The organism is Streptomyces sp. NPDC043867 (assembly GCF_056435845.1).
Map to the genome: position 1 here is coordinate 117532 of NZ_JBWKDS010000017.1, position 18467 is coordinate 135998.

The following is an 18467-nucleotide window of genomic DNA, read 5'->3' on the forward strand; positions in this document are numbered from 1 at the left end:
GCACCCACACCCACGGAGCACCCCATGCATGACGACCGCACCCTGGTCGAAGCCCGCCTCAAGCGCGTCCTCGACGAGCGCATCCGCCCCGCCGTGTATCCCGAGTCCGTACCGCTGGACGTGGCGGTGTGGAACGCGCCCGGCGAGCCCGTGCCGGTCGCCGAAGGACTGGCGGCCGACGCGAAACCGGTCGAGGTCGGCGCGCGCTGGGGTGCTCCGTGGGGCACCAGCTGGTTCCAGGTCACCGGAACCGTCCCGAAGGAGTGGGCGGGACGGACCGTCGAGGCGATCCTCGACCTCGGCTTCGACGAGAACATGCCCGGCTTCCAGTGCGAGGGCCTCGTCTACCGGCCCGACGGCACCCCCGTGAAGGGACTCAACCCCCGCAACCAGTGGGTGCGGATCGGCGCGCCCGCCGAGGGCGGCGAGGAGGTCCGGCTGCACATCGAGGCCGCCTCCAACCCGGTCATCCTCGACTACCACCCCTTCGTGCCGACCCGGCTCGGCGACAAGGAGACGGCGGGCAGCGAACCGCAGTACACCCTCACCCGCATGGATCTGGCCGTCTTCGACGAGACCGTGTGGCAGCTGGTCATCGACCTGGAAGTGCTCGGCGAGCTGATGGCCGAGCTGCCCGTGGAGTCCGCGCGGCGCTGGGATCTGCTGCGCGCGGTGGAGCGCGCCCTGGACGCGGTCGACCTCCAGGACGTGAACGGCACGGCCGCCGCCGCACGCTCCCGGCTCGAAGGAGTACTCGCCGCGCCCGCCGTGCCCTCCGCGCACCGCATCAGCGCCGTCGGGCACGCGCACATCGACTCGGCGTGGCTGTGGCCACTGCGCGAGACCGTCCGCAAGGTGGCCCGGACGACCTCCAACATGACCGCTCTGCTGGAGGACGAGCCCGACTTCGTCTTCACCATGTCCCAGGCCCAGCAGTGGGCATGGGTCAAGGAGCACCGGCCCGAGGTGTGGGCGCGCGTGAAGAAGGCCGTCACGGAAGGGCGGTTCGTGCCCGCCGGCGGCATGTGGGTCGAGTCCGACACGAACATGCCCGGCTCGGAGGCGATGGCCCGTCAGTTCGTGCACGGAAAGCGGTTCTTCCTGGACGAGTTCGGCATCGAGAACGAGGAGGCCTGGCTGCCCGACACCTTCGGCTTCGCCGCGGGCCTCCCGCAGATCATCAAGGCGGCGGGCTCCAAGTGGCTGCTCACCCAGAAGATCTCGTGGTCGCAGACCAACAGGTTCCCCCATCACACCTTCCAGTGGGAGGGCATCGACGGCACCCGGATCTTCACCCACTTCCCGCCCGTCGACACCTACAACTGCTCCATGAAGGGCAGCGAGATCGCGCACGCCGCGAGCAACTTCAAGGACAAGGGGGTCGCCCGGCACTCCCTGGCGCCCACCGGCTGGGGTGACGGCGGCGGCGGCACGACACGCGAGATGGTCGCCAAAGCGGCCCGGCTGCGCGACCTGGAGGGCTCCGCAACCGTCGTCTGGGAGGCTCCCGAGGAGTTCTTCAAGAAGGCGGAGGCCGAGTACCCGAACGCGCCCGTGTGGGTGGGCGAGCTGTACCTGGAACTGCATCGCGCCACGCTCACCAGCCAGGCTAGGACCAAGCAGGGCAACCGCCGCAGCGAGCACCTCCTGCGCGAGGCCGAACTCTGGGCGGCAACCGCGGCCGTACGCACCGGATTTGCCTACCCGTACGAGGAGTTGGACCGGATCTGGAAGACGGTCCTGCTCCACCAGTTCCACGACATCCTGCCCGGCTCGTCCATCGCCTGGGTGCACCGGGAGGCACGCAGGACGTACGAGCGGGTCGCCGAGGAGCTGAACGCCGTCATCGACTCGGCGCAGCGCGCGCTGGCCGGCGAGGGTTCGGCGCCGCTGGTCTTCAACTCGGCGCCGCACAGCCGCGACGGGGTCCCGGCGGGCGGCGCCCGGACCCCGGCCGTCCTGGGCGAGACCGCCCTCGAACCCCGCCCGGGCGGCGGCTACGTCCTGGACAACGGGATGCTGCGGGTCGGGATCGACGCGCGGGGGCTGGTCGTCTCCGCGTACGACCTGTCCGCCGACCGGGAGACGGTCGCCCCCGGACAGGCGGCCAACCTGCTGCAGATCCACCCCGACTTCCCGAACATGTGGGACGCCTGGGACGTCGACGAGTTCTACCGGAACACGGTCACCGACCTGGTCGACGCCGACGAGGTCGCGCCGGGGGAGGACGGTGTCTCGGTGCGGGTCGTCCGCTCCTTCGGGGCGTCGCGGGTCACCCAGGTGCTGTCGCTGGCACCCGGCGAGCAGCGCCTCGGCATCGACACCGAGGTCGACTGGCACGAGACCGAGAAGTTCCTGAAGCTGGCCTTCCCGCTCGACGTGCACGCCGAACGGTACGCGTCCGAAACCCAGTTCGGGCACGTCCACCGGCCGACGCACACCAACACCAGCTGGGAGGCCGCCAAGTTCGAGGCGTGCAACCACCGGTTCGTGCACGTCGAGGAGCCCGGGTGGGGCGTGGCGGTCGTGAACGACTCGACGTACGGCCACGACGTGACCCGTACCGTGCGCGACAGCGACTCCGGTACGACCACCACGGTGCGGGTCTCGCTGCTGCGCGCCCCGCGCTTTCCCGACCCCGAGACCGACCAGGGTGTGCACCGGTTCCGGCACGCGCTGGTGCCGGGCGCGGCGGTCGGTGACGCGGTGCGCGAGGGGTGGCGGATCAACCTGCCCGAGCGCCGGGTGACCGGGTCCCAGGAGGTCGCGCCGCTGGTGACCGTCGAGCAGGACGCGGTCGTGGTGACGGCGGTCAAACTGGCCGACGACGGGAGCGGGGACGTCATCGTGCGGTTCCACGAGTCGCGGGGCGGGCGGTCGCGGGCGACGCTCACGCCGGGGTTCTCCTTCGAGGAGGTCGTCGTGACGGATCTGCTGGAGCGGCCGCTTGCCGGGGCGGGGGTGCCTGAGCGGGACGGGGCGCGGCTTCGGGTGCCGTTGCGGCCGTTCGAGTTGGTGACGCTTCGGTTCGGGCGGGGGTGACGAGGCCGGCCGGGGTTTCCCCGGCCCGCTTCCCTGCCGGGTCCCCGGGGGGTTGCCTTGGTGGTTCCGTGCCTGGTCCCCGGGGGCGGTTTCCAGGGGGTTCCGGGGCGGGCCTCGGGGGGATTGGCCGAGGGCGGCTGGAGCGGGGGTTTTCTCGCCCCCTCCGCCCCTTCCCGTCCCGACTCGGGGCTCCGCCCTGGGCCCCGCTCCTCAAACGCCGGAGGGGCTGGGGGAGCGGTCCCGACTCGGGGCTCCGCCCTGGGCCCCGCTCCTCAAACGCCGGAGGGGCTGGGGGAGCGGTCCCGACTCGGGGCTCCGCCCCGGGCCCCGCTCCTCAAACGCCGGAGGGGTTGAATTTTTCCCGGCCGGCGCTGAGTCCTTGCCCGGCCGGGGCTCGATGCGGCTCCGTCTACGGTTCCAGCTGCGTCCGCAGCCAATGCTCCACCTCGCCCACATGGGCCGCCGCTGCCGCTCGGGCCGCTTCCGGGTCGTGGGCGAGCAGGGCGCGGTGGATCGCCGCGTGCTCGCGGCGGGTGCGTTCGAAGGCGCCCTGCTCCTGGTAGCCGCGCCACACCCGGGCGCGGAAGGTCCGGGAGGAGAGTCCCTCCAGGATCGCGGCCATCGTCTCGTTGCCTGCCGCCGCCACGACGGCGCGGTGGAAGGCCAGGTCGTGCGCGAGGATCTCCTCGGGGTCATCCGTCGCGTTCATGGCCAGCAGGTGTTTCCCGACCTCGGCGAGCTGGTCGGGGGTGATCCGCGCGGCAGCCAGTGCGGTCGCCGTCGATTCGAGGATCCGGCGCACCTCGAGCAGCTCGACGAGTCGCGGTCCCCGGGAGAGGTCGGCCACGATCCCGAAGGTCTCCAGGAGGTCCCCGGCCTGCAACTGCGTGACGTAGATACCCGATCCGTGCCGGGCCTCCAGGACCCCCAGGACCGTGAGCGCACGGATGGCCTCGCGCATCGAGCTGCGGGACATGCCGAGCCGGGCCGCGAGATCGCGCTCGGTCGGCAGCCGCTGCCCGGGTTCCAGCCGGCCCTCGCCGATCATCTCCTTGATCCGCTCGATGGCGCGCTGCGTCACCGTGCCCTTCGGCGGGGCGGCCTCCGTCTCCTGGGGCTCGCTCTCGTCCACGCCGCTTCCTCCTGTTGCCGGGTGCGCGCAGTCTAACCAGCCAGGTGGTCGGACCACTGCGGCCGGAAACCGGGACGACTTGGCTCCGGAGGGTGGTGTGGGCCTCAAGTGGTCTGATAAATATTCGTCCGGTCAACGTTCGCGCCCGCCCCCGAGCCCCGGACCGAAAGGCCTCCCGTGCCCCCCACCGCCGCCCGCGTCACCGCGGTCGACACCTACGACATCCGCTTCCCCACCTCGCGCGAGCTCGACGGGTCCGACGCGATGAACCCGGACCCCGACTACTCGGCGGCGTATGTCGTGCTGCGCACCGACGCGGCCGACGGCATCGAGGGCCACGGCTTCACCTTCACCATCGGGCGGGGCAACGAGGTCCAGGTCGCCGCGATCGAAGCGCTGCGGGCGCACGTGACCGGACGGTCCGTCGACGAGCTGTGCGCCGACCCCGGCTCCCTGAGCCGGGATCTGATCGGCGACAGCCAGCTGCGCTGGCTCGGGCCCGAGAAGGGCGTGATGCACATGGCGATCGGCGCCGTCGTCAACGCCGTGTGGGACCTGGCCGCCAAACGTGCGGGAAAGCCGCTGTGGCAGCTGCTCGCGGACGCCGAACCGGAGTGGCTGGTGCGGCAGGTCGACTTCCGCTACCTCACGGACGCCCTCACCCCCCACGAGGCGCTGGAGCTGCTGCGCCGCGGCCGGCAGGGGGCCGCCGAACGCGCCGCGGCACTGCGCGAGAAGGGTTTCCCCGCCTACACGACCTCGCCCGGCTGGCTCGGCTACAGCGACGAGAAGCTCACCCGCCTCGCCGCTCAGGCGGTCGCCGACGGCTTCACCCAGATCAAGCTGAAGGTCGGCGCGGACCTGGCGGACGACCTGCGCCGCTGCCGCGTCGCCCGCTCCGTGGTCGGACCCGGCATCCGCGTCGCCATCGACGCCAACCAGCGCTGGGACGTCGACGAGGCGATCAGCTGGGTCGGCGCTCTCGCCGAGTTCGCGCCCTACTGGATCGAGGAGCCGACCAGCCCCGACGACATCCTCGGACACGCGGCCGTCCGCCGGGCCGTCGCACCGGTGAAGGTCGCCACCGGCGAGCACGTGCAGAACCGCATCGTCTTCAAGCAGCTGCTCCAGGCGGGCGCCGTCGACATCCTCCAGCTCGACGCGGCGCGGGTCGGCGGCGTCAACGAGAACCTCGCGATCCTGCTGCTCGCCGCCAAGTTCGGCGTGCCCGTCTGCCCGCACGCCGGCGGTGTCGGGCTGTGCGAACTCGTCCAGCACCTCTCGATGTTCGACTTCGTGGCACTCGCCGGCACCACCGACGACCGGGTCATCGAGTACGTCGACCATCTCCACGACCACTTCATGGACCCCGTGGTGATCCGCGACGGCCACTACACCGCGCCCACCGCGCCCGGCTTCTCGGCGACCATGCGGCCCGAGTCCGTCGCGGAGTTCACCTTCCCCGGCGGTACCTTCTGGACAGCCGACCTCGCGCAGCAGTCACTCACCGACCCGAAGGACGAGACGGCATGACGGACACTCAGGAAATCCGCGACTTCGCCGGCCTCAGGGCGCTCGTGACGGGCGGCGCCTCCGGTATCGGCCGCGCCACCGCCGACCTCCTCGCCGCCCGCGGCGCCCGGGTCGCCGTGCTCGACCTCGATCCGAGCGGTGTGGACGAACCCCTGCTCGCGTACCGGGCCGACGTCGCCGACGACGCGTCCGTCCGGGACGCCGTGGCCGCTGCGGTCGCGGACCTCGGCGGCCTGGACGTCCTGGTCAACAACGCGGGCATCGGCGCCCAGGGCACCGTCGAGGACAACGACGACGAGCAGTGGCACCGGGTCCTGGACGTCAACGTTCTCGGCATCGTGCGCACGACCCGTGCCGCGCTGCCCGCCCTGCGGGTGTCCGCGCACGCGGCCGTCGTGAACACCTGCTCCGTCGCCGCCACCGCCGGCCTGCCCCAGCGCGCCCTCTACTCCGCCTCCAAGGGCGCGGTCCTCTCCCTCACCCTCGCGATGGCCGCCGACCACGTCCGCGAGGGCATCCGCGTCAACTGCGTCAACCCCGGGACCGTCGACACTCCCTGGGTGGGGCGCCTGCTCGACGCGGCCCCCGACCCCGGCGCCGAACGGGCCGCGCTCGAAGCGCGTCAGCCCACCGGACGCCTCGTCTCGGCGCCCGAGGTCGCCGGGGCCGTCGCGTACCTGGCGAGCCCGCTGTCCGGCGCCACCACCGGCACCGCCCTCGCCGTGGACGGCGGCATGCAGGGACTGCGCCTGCGCCCGGCGGCCCGGTGAGCACGCTCGGGAGCAGCCGCGTGGAGGTCGGTGACCTCGCCTTCGGCGCCGCGGGCATCGGCAACCTGTACACCGCGGTCGGTGAGGAGCAGGCGCGTGAGGCCGTGGACGCGGCCTGGGCCGCGGGCATCCGCTACTTCGACACCGCGCCCCACTACGGCCTCGGTCTCTCCGAACGCCGCCTCGGGGCCGCCCTGCACGACAGGCCCCGCGCCGACTACACCCTCTCCACCAAGGTCGGCCGCCGCCTGGAGCCCCACGACGCGGGCGGTGACGACCTCGCCAACGGCTTCGCCGTGCCCGCGACCCACCGCCGCGTCTGGGACTTCAGCGCGGACGGTGTACGACGCGGCCTGGAGGCGAGCTTGACCCGCCTCGGCGTCGACCACGTGGACGTCGTCTACCTCCACGACCCCGACGACCATGCCGAGCAGGCGTTCCGCGAGGGCTACCCCGCCCTGGAGAAGCTGCGCGCGGAGGGTGTGGTGGGTGCGATCGGCGCCGGCATGAACCAGACCGCGATGCTCACCCGCTTCCTGCGCGAGACGGACGTCGACGTCGTCCTGTGCGCGGGCCGCTACACCCTGCTGGACCACCGGGCACTGACCGATCTGCTGCCCGCCGCCCAGGACCGCGGCGCCTCCGTCGTCGTCGGCGGTGCCTTCAACTCCGGCCTGCTGGCCGACCCGAAGCCGGGCGCGACGTACGACTACGCCGCCGCGCCACCCGAGTTGCTGGACCGGGCCCTGCACCTGAAGACGCTCGCCGAACGGCACGGCACCACGCTGCGCGCCGCCGCCCTGGCCTTCCCCGCCGCGCACCCGGCGGTGGCGAGCGTCCTGGTCGGCGCCCGCTCGGCCGCCGAAGTGCGGGACTGCGCCGCGCAGTTCACGACACCGGTGCCGGCCGGCTTCTGGCAGGAACTGCGCGACGCCCGCCTGCTGCCCGAGGAAGCCCCCGTACCCGTACCGGGAGAGCAGCCGTCGTGAGAGCCGTCCCGCACACCGGGGTCCGCGCGGACCGCGTCGCCGCTCACGAGGCCGCTCACCGCGACGACTCCGGCGAGGGTGCCGGTGCGGGCCCGCCCGTGGCGGGGAAGCTGCCGTGACCGTCGACGCACACCACCACGTGTGGGACCTCGCCGTCCGCGACCAGGACTGGATCACCGGGAGGCAACTGCGGCCGCTGCGGCGGAACTTCACGGTCGCGGACCTCGCGCCACAGGCCCGGGCGGCGGGCGTCGAGCGCACAGTGCTCGTCCAGACGGTCACCGTGCCCGAGGAGACCCCCGAGTTCCTGGCGCTCGCCCTGGAGAGCGACCTGGTCGCCGGAGTGGTCGGGTGGACCGACCTCACGCGGCCCGACGTCGCCGGGGAACTGGCGCGCCTGGCGGAACTGCCCGGCGGCCGGCACCTCAAGGGCGTCCGCCACCAGGTCCAGTCGGAGCCCGACCCGGCCTGGCTGCTGCGGCCGGACGTGCGCCGGGGACTGTCCGCCGTCGCGGAGGCGGGGCTCGTGTACGACCTGGTGGTCCTGCCCGACCAGCTCCCGTCCTGCGTCGGGGCGGCCGCCGCCCTGCCCGGACTCACCTTCGTACTGGACCACGCGGGCAAGCCGCCCGTCGCCTCGGGTGAGCTGGAGCCGTGGGCGTCCGGCGTCCGGGCACTCGCCGCCCTCCCCAACACGGTCTGCAAACTGTCCGGTCTGGTCACCGAGGCCGACCTCGCGCGGTGGACGGCCGACGACCTGCGCCCCTACGCCGACACGGTTCTGGACGCCTTCGGCCCCGGCCGCCTGATGTTCGGCTCGGACTGGCCGGTGTGCACCCTGGCGGCGAGCTACCCCCAAGTCGTGCAGTGCGCACAGGAGCTGACCGGGCAACTGAGCGCGGGTGAACGCGCCGACGTCTTCACGAACACCGCGGCCAGCGTCTACCGCCTCTGAGACCCCGAGGCCAGCCGCGTCGGCGGCAGGAAATCCCGCACATACGTCCGCTCCCAGCACGCCCCCGTCGCCCGCAGCTCGCGCCAGGTCGTGCAGCGGTAGTGGAAGAGCCGGGCCCGCACGAAGCGCGGCGGGGCGTCCACGGGGAACGGTGACCGGCGCAGGAGCCGCAGCGTGTCACGGTCGTTCTCCAGCAGCCGCTCGACCAGGGCCCCGAACCACGGCTCCGCGTACGCCGGGGAGAGGGCCGCGAACCACATCATCCAGTCGAGCCGCAGATGGTACGGCGCGAACTGGCGCGGCCAGCGCCGCGGATCACCGGGCTTGCCCCGGAACTCGTACTCCCGCCAGTCCGAGTCCTCGCGAGCCACCTCCTCCGAGGTGCCCTCGACCACCACCTCGTACCGGATGCGGCTGACACTGCCGAAGGCGCCGTACGTGTTGACCAGGTGCAGCGGGTCGAACGAGCGGTTCATGACCTGACGCCGGGACAGCAGGTTGCGTGCCGGACGGTAGCTCAGGCCCAGCAGCAGCGCGGCGACGGCCAGGACGACGACCTCGTACCAGAGCGGCGCCGCGGGCGTCTTCGGCGCGGTGGCCGGGAGTTCCAGCGCGGACAGCGCCAGCACGATCGTGACCCAGTTCAGCCAGGAGAAGTTGCCCGACAGGACCAGCCACAGCTGGGTGACGATCATCAGCGCCGCGGCCACCGTCGCGACCGGCTGCGGCGCGAACAGCAGCACCGGCACCACGAGTTGGGTGACGTGGTTGGCGGCCGCCTCGATACGGTGCACCGGCTTCGGCAGGTGGTGGAAGAACCAGCTCAGCGGCCCCGGCATCGGCTGCGTCTCGTGGTGGTGGTCCAGGCACGTCAGCCTGCGCCAGCACACGTCACCACGCAGTTTGATCAGCCCCGCCCCGAACTCGACCCGGAACAGCACCCAGCGCAGCAGGAAGAGGACGACGACCGGTGGCGCCACCTCGTCGTTGCCGAGGAACACCGCGAGGAACCCGGTCTCCAGGAGCAGGGACTCCCAGCCGAAGCCGTACCAGGTCTGACCGACGTTCACGATCGACAGGTACAGCGCCCACGGGACGAGCCACAGCAGCATCGCGCCCCACAGGGGGAGCCGCGCGTCGAGGCCCGCAAGCAGCGCCGCCGACACCGCGCAGCCCGCCCAGGACCAGGCCGCGAAGAACCGGTCGGAGTAGTGCAGCTGGAACACGCTCGGTGCCCTGCGGAACGGCACCCGGGCCACGAAGCGGGGCACGGGCAGCATGCCGCGCTCCCCGAGCAGCGCCCGGAACTGCAGCGCCGCCGTCAGGAACGCGACCAGGTACACACCCGCCAGCCCCCGCTGGAAGACCACCCGGCTCACCCAGTACTCCGGTGCCGTGAACCACTCCACGCCCGTCTCCTCACTCCTGCCCGGTCCGCCGCTCACCGAACGGGTCCCCGCCGCCGGACACCCCGACACCGCGTCCCGGGCCGGCGCCCTCACCCGTCACCCGTACGCCGCAACCGGCCCCGGTGGCGTGCCGGGGCGCACCGCAGCGCCTCCCGAAGACGCCCACAAGTCGAATAATCGGGCAGATCCTGGCAAGGTGGGCGCATGGTTGATCGGGGAGCGAGCGCCCTGTCACTCCCGGACGACTGGCCCGCCCGCCCGGATCCGATCATGGCGCTCAACCGCATGGGCAGCTTCGACTGGAACCTGGACACCGCGCTGATGTACATGGACGTTCAGGCCCTGGCCGTGTTCGACATGAGCCCGGACGAATACGACGGCCACCCGCAGACCCTCGGCGCGCGGGTACCGCCGGCCGACGCCCACGGCCTGGACACCATGGTCTCCCAGGCCCTCAAGGACGGCAGCGCCAACTACGGCGCCTACTTCCGCGTCCGCCACCGGGACGGCTCCCTGCACTGGACCCACACCCAGGGCTACATCCACCGCGACGGCACCGGCCGCCCCCGCCGGATCCTCGGCATCGTCCGCGACGCCACCCAGGAGCTGAGCGAGAGCGCCGAGCGCCGGGAGAAGGCCGCCGAGGACGAGGCGCGGCGCCAGCAGACGAACGTCGTGCAGATCACCACGGCCGCGCTCGCGCACGCCCGCACCGTCGAGGACGTCATCGACGTCCTCGAGGACACCCAGGGCGTCACCCACCTGGGCGCCACCAGCCTGGTCATGGGCCTGCTGGAGGCCGGCCGGATCCGCCTCGTCGCGGCGGGTCCCGAGGACAGCTACGTGCCCGGCACCCGGGTCACCCGCATCGACGAGCAGTACCCGATGAACGAAGTCGTCCGGACCCTCGTCCCGCACTTCATCGAGTCGCCCGAGGAGTTCGCCGAGGCCTACCCCCTGCTCTGGCCCAACATCACCGATCTGAAGATCACCTCGGCCGCCTACCTCCCGCTCATCGTGCAGGCCAGACCCATCGGTGCGATCGGGCTGCTCTACGACGACCGGCGCGGCTTCTCGGCGGAGGAGCGCAACGTCCTGGTCGCCCTCGGCAGCAGCATCGCCCAGAGCCTCCAGCGGGCCATGTTCTTCGAGCAGGAGAAGGACCTCGCCCAGGGCCTCCAGCAGGCCATGCTGCCGCGCTCGATCCCGAGCGTGCCCGGCGCCGACCTCGCCGTCCGCTACCGCTCCGCCGCCCTCGGCCGGGACATCGGCGGCGACTGGTACGACCTGATCCCCCTGCCCGGCGGGCGCGTCGGCGCCGTCATCGGCGACGTCCAGGGCCACGACACCCACGCCGCCGCCGTCATGGGCCAGCTGCGCATCGTGCTGCGCGCCTACGCCGCCGAGGGGCACACCCCCGCCACCGTGATGGCCCGCGCCTCCGTCTTCCTGCACGAACTCGACACCGACCGCTTCGCGACCTGCCTGTACGCCGAGGCCGACCTGTCCACCGGAGTCGTCCAGGTGGTCCGGGCCGGCCACATCGATCCGATCGTGCGGCACACCGACGGCACCTGCCGGCGCCTCCCCGTCGAGGGAGGACTGCCGCTCGGCCTGTCCGCGGAGTTCGGCAGCCTCGAATACCCGGTCGACACCGTCGAGCTCGACCCCGGCCAGACCCTGCTGCTGTTCACCGACGGACTCGTCGAGCAGCCCGGCATCGACCTCGACGAGGGCATGCGCACCCTCCGCGAGCTGGTCAGCTCCGGACCCGACGACGTCAGCGACCTCGCCGACCGCCTCATCGAGGTGGCCGAGGAACGCTGCGGCGACGACGACGTGGCCCTGCTCCTGCTGCGCCGCCGCGGCCCCACCCAGCAGACCGGCGGACGGCTCCAGCAGCACGTCGCGCCCGGCGACCCCGAGGCCCTCACCGAGGCGCGGCACATGATCCGCGCCGCGGTCCGCGCCTGGGGCGCAGGCGACCGAGCCGACGAGATCGAACTGGTCGCCGACGAGCTGATCACCAACGCGCTCATGCACACCGAGGGGGCCGCGGTCGTCACCCTGCGCGCACTGACCGGTCCCGGCCGCAGGCTGCGCGTGGAGGTCGAGGACTCCTCCAGCGCGCTGCCGCGCCGCCGCGAGGCGGGAGAGTCCGGTGTCTCGGGGCGCGGCCTGCTGCTGGTCGACCTGCTCACCGACGGATGGGGCGTGGAGGCCCGGGGCGGCGGCAAGTGCCTGTGGTGCGAGTTCGCGGTCCCGGACCGGGACTGACGGACGGTTCCCCTGGCGCCGCCGGTGCCGGGTGGCACTCTGGACCTATGCCGGAACTGCCCGAGGTCGAAGCGCTCAAGGACTTCCTGGACGGCCATCTCGTCGGCCGGGAGATCGTCCGTGTCCTGCCCGTCGCGATCAGCGTCCTGAAGACGTACGACCCGCCGCTCGGTGCCCTGGAGGGCCGCGAGGTCACCGCGGTGCGCCGGCACGGCAAGTTCCTGGACATCGAGGCGGGCGGCCTGCACCTCGTGACGCATCTGGCCCGCGCGGGCTGGCTGCACTGGAAGGACAGCCTGCCCGACGGGCCGCCCCGCCCCGGCAAGGGGCCGCTGGCGCTGCGCGTGGCCCTGGGGACGGGCGAGGGCTTCGACCTGACGGAGGCCGGCACCCAGAAGCGCCTCGCGGTGTACGTGGTACGGGACCCGGCCGAAATCCCCGGCGTGGCCCGGCTCGGGCCGGACCCGCTCGCCGCCGACTTCGACGAGGGACGGTTCACGCGGCTGCTCGAAGGCGAGCGGCGGCAGCTGAAGGGCGCCCTGCGGGACCAGAGCCTGATCGCGGGCGTGGGCAACGCCTACAGCGACGAGATCCTGCACGCCGCGAAGATGTCGCCCTTCAAGCTGGCGTCCGCACTCACACCCGAGGAGACCAGCCGGCTGTACGAGGCGCTGCGCGGCACGCTGACCGAGGCCGTCGAGCGGTCCCGCGGGGTGGCCGCGGGCCGGCTGAAGGCCGAGAAGAAGAGCGGTTTGCGGGTGCACGGCCGCACCGGGGAGCCCTGCCCGGTGTGCGGGGACACCATCCGCGAGGTGTCCTTCAGCGACTCCTCGCTGCAGTACTGCCCCACCTGCCAGACGGGCGGGAAGCCACTCGCGGACCGGAGACTGTCGCGGCTGCTCAAGTAGGGGCGGCCGGTCCGGTCCGTCCGTCTCTGCGGGGCGCAGAGGAGCACGGGGCGCCGGTCAGCGCGGGTCGAGGGTCACCAGGCGCTCGCCGTCCTTCGTGCGCACCTCGAACCGGCTGATCTCCCCGGGCTTGAACGCGGCGCCGCCGTGCATGCCGGACGCGTGGGACTCGTGCCCGGGGACCATCCAGCTCGTCGCCGTCTCCTCCGAGCCGTCCTTGCCCACCACCACGAGGCGGCAGGCGCGCGGACCGCCGGCGTCCTTGACCCGCACGTCGAACTCACTGCCCCAGACCCGGTCCGTCCACCTGACCTGCGCCCACACACCACTGTGCGCGTCGGTCGCGGCGACCCGGTCGGCCGGGGAGTCGTGCGCCGTCACGACCGCGACGGCGGGGCCGCCCGCGGCGAGGACCACGGTGGCGGCCACGCCGAACAGCCAGCGCCTGCGTCCCGCCCGGTGGCGCGACGCCACCTCGCCGAGCAGCCGGTCCAGAAGCCGGGGCCCGGGAGCGGCGAAGGGATGCACGGCGCGCGGTGTCGCCCGCCGGTACAGCATCAACTGCCGTGCCGCGGGCCGGAATTCGCTCACGTGGGCGGTGCAGCTCGGACACCCCATGAGGTGGTCCTCGAAGCGGAAGGCATCCGCTTCGTCCAGCACGCCGAGCGTGTAGGCGCCGACGTCGCGATGGCGTTCCAGGGACCTCATACCAAATCCTCGTGCCGGGGGGCGGGGTGGGGTGGTGTTGCTGTTGCCCATCGGTACGGACCAGACCGCCGAATCATTCAAGACCCGCGGGGAAACGGGGCGAGATGTTCGGAGCGGAGCGGCCCCCGGATTGGTCGGAGCCGGAAAAGTTTCCGCCGTCAGAAGAGATGGATCGCCAGGTGCCCCAGCGGCAGCCCCAGCTGCCAGGCCGGAGTCCACACCTTCGGCCCGTCGTCCTCGCCGGGGACCGGACCGCCGCCGGGCACCGCGTCCAGGTCGGGCGCGAGCAGCTCGGTCTCCTCCAGCCAGCGCCAGGCCGCCTCCGCCAGCTCCAGGTCCGGCGCGGGCCCGCCCGCCTCGGCCGACTCCTTCGCGACCCGCGCCATGCGTCCCCGCACCCAGTCCTGCCACGGCTGGTCGTACGCCGTCAGCGACAGCCAGGTCTCCAGCTGCGAGACGACACGGATGCCGGGGAGCTCGCCGCCGGTGTCGGACAGGAAGATGGTCAGCGCCAGGGCGTCACGGCCGGCGCGGAACTCGAAGGACGTGGGCGGCATCAGATCGCCGGTTCTCAGCAGTTCGTCGGCGATGTACTCGGCGTACAACCACGCCATGGGGACGGCCAGTTCGCCGCCTCCGGTGCCGCCTGTGCTCTCTTGACCTCTGTGCAGCATCCCTTCCTGCCCTCCTCCGGTGCGTGCGCGTCGCCCGCCCCCGGGTCCCGGTCCGGAAATCCGGATGAGGACAGCTCATGGCCCAACCATGGTCCTCAGCAAGGCGTTTTACGGAGGTTTGACTGATCCTCCGGTTTCACCGCAGGTCGGCCGCGTATCCCGGAAGAACCCGGCGCAGGGCGCGCAGCGCGTAGTACGCGCGGGACTTCACGGTACCGGGCGGGATCCCGAGCGCCTGAGCGGCCTCCGCCACACTCGCCCCCCGGAAGTACACCTGCACCAGGACTTCACGGTGCTCGGGAGTGAGTGTCTTCACAGCCTCCCGCACATCGAGCGTGGCCGCGGACCGTTCGGCGTGGTCGGCGCACACCCGGGCGCTCTCCAGCACCTCGTCCCCGACCTCGTCCGGGCGCGCCCGGCGGGCTCGCCGCGCGTCGATGGCGAGCCGCCGTCCGACGGTGAGCAGCCAGGGGCGGACGGAGGTGAAGTCGTGCGCGCGCAGCGCCTCGGGGTGCTGCCAGGCGCGGACGAGCGTCTCCTGTAGCAGGTCCTCGGCGCGCTGGCGGTCTCCGTCGGAGAGCCGCAGCAGCAGCGCGAACAGCGGTCGGCCGTGCTCGCGCTGCAGCGCGGCCAGCTCGTGTTCCGCGGTCGTGCCGCGGGTGATGGTGGTGGTTCCGGCCGTCATGGCCTGTATGCCAGCGGGTGGCGCTCCGCGGGGACAGGGGCGGGGCGCAGGTGTGCGGTGGGCGGTCGATGCGGTCGGTGAACGGCACGACGAACGGTCCACCGGGGGTGGGGGTCCTGCTTCGCCCCCAAGAGGGTCGGGCCGGTCCCTGGGGCTCGGGGCTTGACATGACCACACGTGCGCGACTGGCCTGTACCGGTCTCGCGGCGGTACTCGTCGCGGTGGCCGCCGGCTGTCAGGCCGAGGGGCCGCCGAAGGCACGGGCGGGACATCCGGCGGCGCCGCGGGGGTTCACGCTCGTCGCCTCCGGTGACGTACTGCCGCACAGCTCGGTCATCGAGCGGGCGAGGGGGGACGCGCGCGGCCGTGGACACGACTTCGGGCCGATGCTCGCGGGGGCCGAGGCCGTCGTGTCGCGGGCCGATCTGGCGCTCTGCCACATGGAGACGGTGTACGGCGCCGACGGCGACTACAGCGGCTACCCGGCCTTCAAGTCCCCGCCCCAGGTGGCCCGGGGCCTCGCCGCCACCGGCTACGACGGCTGCTCCACCGCCTCGAACCACAGCCCGGACGACGGCGCGGCCGGTATCCACCGCACCCGCGACGCCCTCGACCGGGCAGGCGTACGGCACGCCGGGACGGCCAGGACGGCCGCCGAGGCGAGCGTTCCGACCGTCCTGCGGGCGGGTGACGCGGATGTCGCCCACCTCGCGTACACCTACGACACGAACGGCTACCGGTTGCCGGAAGGCCGGCCCTGGGCCGTCAACCTGATTGACCGGGACCGGATCGTCGCGGACGCCCGGGCCGCCCGTGCCGGGGGCGCCGACGTGGTCGTCGTGTCCGTGCACTGGGGAAGCGAGTGGCAGGACGAGCCGGACGAGCAGCAGACGACCCTGGCACGGGAACTCACCGCGTCCCGGACCGGCGGGCGCCCCGACATCGACCTGATCCTCGGGACGCACGCCCACGTCCCGCAGGCGTACGAGAAGGTGAACGGCACCTGGGTCGTCTACGGCATGGGCGACCAGATCGCCGGCGAGATGGTCAACCACGAGGGCGTCCCGGACCCGCGCGGCAACCAGAGCAGCATCGGACGCTTCACCTTCGCCCCGCCCGCGCGGCCGGGCGGCCGCTGGGACGTGACGAAGGCCGAGTTCCTCCCGCAGCGGTTCGACGTCCGCTCCGGCCGGGTGGCCGGCGTCGGCGCGGCACCGGCGGGAGGAGCGGACGCCGCCGTACGCCACCGGATCCGGGACGTCGTCCTGAGCCGGGGCGCGGCCCAGGACGGCCTCGTCATGGGCCGGTAGCGGACGGCGGCACGGAGCTCTTCGCCAGCTCGGAACGCCGGTACGAGTACCCGAAGTAGATGACGCAGCCCACCAGGAACCACACGGCGAACCGCACCCACGTCCGCCACTCCAGGAACGTGATCAGCCAGATGGAGAAGACCACGCCGAGGGCCGGGACCACCGGCATCCACGGCGTGCGGAAGGTGCGCGGCAGATCCGGCTGCCGGTAGCGCAGCACGATCACCGCGACACACACGACGACGAACGCCAGCAGGATCCCGATGTTGGTCAGTTCGGCCGCCTGGCCGATCGGCAGGAACCCGGCGATGGCCGCCGACGCGAACCCGACGATCCACGTCACACGCGTCGGCACGTGCCGGGTCGGGTGCGTCCTGGCGAACCACTTCGGCAGCAGCCCGTCCCGGCTCATCGAGAACCAGACCCGGGTGACGCCGAGCATGAACGTGAACATCACGGTGAGGATGCCGATGATCGCACCGACCGCGATCACGTCCGCGAGCCCGCTCAGGCCCACCGACTTGAAGGCCGTGGAGAAGCCGCTCTCCTTGTCGATGTCCCGGTAGTTCTGCATGCCGGTCAGGACCAGACAGGCGGCCACGTACAGGACCATGGAGATGCCGAGGGAGTAGAGGATCGCCTTCGGCATGTGACGCTGGGCGTCCTTCGACTCCTCGGCAGCCGTCGACATGGCGTCGTACCCGAAGACCGCGAAGAAGACGGTCGCCGCCCCCGTGAACGCCCCGCCGACCCCGTACGGGAAGAACGGGTTGTAGTTGCCGGTGTCGATGTGGAAGACGCCCACGCCGATCACGAGCAGCACCACCAGCACCTTCAGGACGACGACGACCGTCTCGAACCGGGCGGCGTTCCTGATGCCCAGGTTCAGCAGATACGCGATCAGGAGGCACAGGACCGCGGCGAACAGGTCGACCCGGTGGCCGTCGCCGGTGCCGGGCGCCCCCAGCATCCAGCCCGGCAGGTCGGCGCCCATCTCCTCGACCAGGAAGCTGAAGTACCCGGAGATGCCGATGGCGACCACCGCGACGATCGCCGTGTACTCGAGGAGGAGGTCCCAGCCGATGAACCAGCCCGCGAACTCGCCGAGCACCGCGTAGCCGTACGTGTAGGCGGAGCCCGCCTTCGGGATGAGGCCCGCGAACTCCGCGTACGACAGGGCGGCCGCCGCGCTCGCGATGCCGGCGATCAGGAAGGAGACGAGGACCGCGGGCCCGGCCGTGCCGTTGGCGACCGTGCCGGCCAGCGTGAAGATGCCGGCGCCGATGATGCCGCCGACCCCGATGGCGGTCAGCTGCCACAGGCCGAGCGTACGGACGAGTCCCGTGCCCTCGCCGGCTTCCGTCTCGTCGATCAGTTCGATGGGTTTGCGGCGGAGAATGCCTTCACCCATGCGGAGCCCGGCCATGAGCCTCACCTCGTCGCTGACGGCAATCGGCTGACGGCGGATCATGATGCTCCTGCCGCGGCGGCGACGGAAGACGCCACGCACATCCGCGTGCGGCTACGGCACCACCGTCACCGGCCAGCGCCCCGCCTTCACCAGGCGGATCGCGACCGAGCCGACGATCCGGTGCCCCGCCTGCTCGGAGGCGCCGACCACCACGGCGTCCGCCTTGAGCTCGTCGGCCGCCGTGACCAGGCCGCCGTAGGGGTCGCCGCGGAAGGTGTGGAACTCCCAGCGCACGTCGAATATGTCCTTGACCCGCTCGGCGGCCTCCCGGATCTGGGCGACCAGGCCCTCGGCGATCTCGTCGGTCGTCTCCGCGACCGGCACCCCGAGCGCCGCTCCCGCCGCCATCACGGGCTGGACGTAGACGACGGCGAGGAGCGCGTGCTGCCGCCGCGCCAGACCGGAGGCGTACGCCGCCGCGCGCAGCGAGGGGTCGGAGCCGTCCACGCCGACCACGATGACCTTGGGACCGTCGGTGCCCCGCTCGAACCGGGGCGAGTGCTGCTGTTCCGTCACGGCGGTGAGGCTATCGGAGGCCTGTCCTCCGCCGACCGCGCGGGCACCCGAACCTCCCCAGCCGGCACCCGAACCTCCCCAGCCGGCA

15 protein-coding genes are annotated in these 18467 nt (G+C 72.5%); 8 read left to right on the plus strand and 7 right to left on the minus strand.

All coding sequences use genetic code 11. From position 1 onward, the window contains the following. Positions 1–24: 24 nt before the first annotated feature. Complete coding sequence (locus tag AC069T_RS18915; protein ID WP_478783820.1) at positions 25–3042, plus strand: alpha-mannosidase; 3018 nt, start codon at positions 25–27, stop codon at positions 3040–3042. A 409-nt stretch (positions 3043–3451) separates the two neighbouring features. Here the strand turns inward: AC069T_RS18915 and AC069T_RS18920 are convergent, their stop codons facing one another. Further along, a complete protein-coding gene (locus AC069T_RS18920) occupies positions 3452–4174 on the minus strand; it encodes a FadR/GntR family transcriptional regulator (RefSeq protein ID WP_478783821.1) in 723 nt (240 codons plus the stop codon). A 177-nt stretch (positions 4175–4351) separates the two neighbouring features. Between AC069T_RS18920 and AC069T_RS18925 the strand changes: the two genes are divergently transcribed. The 4 genes from AC069T_RS18925 (at position 4352) to AC069T_RS18940 (ending at position 8421) form a co-directional block, all read left to right on the plus strand. Beyond that, entirely contained in the window at positions 4352–5707 is a 1356-nt protein-coding gene (locus AC069T_RS18925; protein WP_478783822.1) for an L-fuconate dehydratase, read from the plus strand. A 14-nt stretch (positions 5708–5721) separates the two neighbouring features. Beyond that, complete coding sequence (locus AC069T_RS18930) at positions 5722–6477, plus strand: SDR family NAD(P)-dependent oxidoreductase (RefSeq protein ID WP_478783860.1); 756 nt, start codon at positions 5722–5724, stop codon at positions 6475–6477. Beyond that, the gene (locus AC069T_RS18935) at positions 6474–7466 is read left to right on the plus strand and encodes an aldo/keto reductase (RefSeq protein ID WP_478783823.1); all 993 of its coding nucleotides are present in this window, start codon (positions 6474–6476) and stop codon (positions 7464–7466) included. Before AC069T_RS18930 ends, AC069T_RS18935 begins: the two co-directional genes overlap by 4 nt. Before the next feature lie 115 nt (positions 7467–7581). Continuing rightward, on the plus strand, positions 7582–8421 hold the full coding sequence (locus tag AC069T_RS18940) for an amidohydrolase family protein (protein ID WP_478783824.1): 840 nt from the start codon (positions 7582–7584) through the stop codon (positions 8419–8421). Here AC069T_RS18940 and AC069T_RS18945 read toward each other — a convergent pair. Continuing rightward, a complete protein-coding gene (locus tag AC069T_RS18945; protein ID WP_478783825.1) occupies positions 8409–9830 on the minus strand; it encodes a lipase maturation factor family protein in 1422 nt (473 codons plus the stop codon). The genes AC069T_RS18940 and AC069T_RS18945 overlap by 13 nt on opposite strands. A gap of 204 nt (positions 9831–10034) precedes the next feature. Between AC069T_RS18945 and AC069T_RS18950 the strand changes: the two genes are divergently transcribed. Continuing rightward, on the plus strand, positions 10035–12107 hold the full coding sequence (locus AC069T_RS18950; protein WP_478783826.1) for a SpoIIE family protein phosphatase: 2073 nt from the start codon (positions 10035–10037) through the stop codon (positions 12105–12107). Between the two features lie 47 nt (positions 12108–12154). Then, positions 12155–13015 carry an Fpg/Nei family DNA glycosylase gene (locus tag AC069T_RS18955; RefSeq protein ID WP_478783827.1) on the plus strand — a complete coding sequence of 287 codons (861 nt, stop codon included), beginning with the start codon at positions 12155–12157 and terminating at the stop codon, positions 13013–13015. 57 nt (positions 13016–13072) lie between these two features. On the opposite strand, the gene AC069T_RS18960 is transcribed toward AC069T_RS18955, so the two are convergent. The 3 genes from AC069T_RS18960 to AC069T_RS18970 form a co-directional block, all read right to left on the minus strand. Further along, positions 13073–13723 (minus strand): zf-HC2 domain-containing protein, encoded by a 651-nt coding sequence (locus AC069T_RS18960; protein ID WP_478783828.1) that lies wholly within the window; start codon positions 13721–13723, stop codon positions 13073–13075. 158 nt (positions 13724–13881) lie between these two features. Beyond that, entirely contained in the window at positions 13882–14397 is a 516-nt protein-coding gene (locus AC069T_RS18965; RefSeq protein WP_478783829.1) for a hypothetical protein, read from the minus strand. Between the two features lie 136 nt (positions 14398–14533). Continuing rightward, positions 14534–15082 carry a sigma-70 family RNA polymerase sigma factor gene (locus AC069T_RS18970; RefSeq protein ID WP_476752697.1) on the minus strand — a complete coding sequence of 183 codons (549 nt, stop codon included), beginning with the start codon at positions 15080–15082 and terminating at the stop codon, positions 14534–14536. 167 nt (positions 15083–15249) lie between these two features. On the opposite strand from AC069T_RS18970, the gene AC069T_RS18975 reads away from it, so the two are divergent. Next, positions 15250–16392 carry a CapA family protein gene (locus AC069T_RS18975; protein ID WP_478783830.1) on the plus strand — a complete coding sequence of 381 codons (1143 nt, stop codon included), beginning with the start codon at positions 15250–15252 and terminating at the stop codon, positions 16390–16392. Here AC069T_RS18975 and AC069T_RS18980 read toward each other — a convergent pair. Continuing rightward, on the minus strand, positions 16379–17818 hold the full coding sequence (locus tag AC069T_RS18980; protein ID WP_478783861.1) for an amino acid permease: 1440 nt from the start codon (positions 17816–17818) through the stop codon (positions 16379–16381). The two genes, AC069T_RS18975 and AC069T_RS18980, sit on opposite strands and share 14 nt — an antisense overlap. Before the next feature lie 96 nt (positions 17819–17914). After that, complete coding sequence (locus AC069T_RS18985; protein WP_478783831.1) at positions 17915–18379, minus strand: universal stress protein; 465 nt, start codon at positions 18377–18379, stop codon at positions 17915–17917. Positions 18380–18467 lie beyond the last annotated feature (88 nt).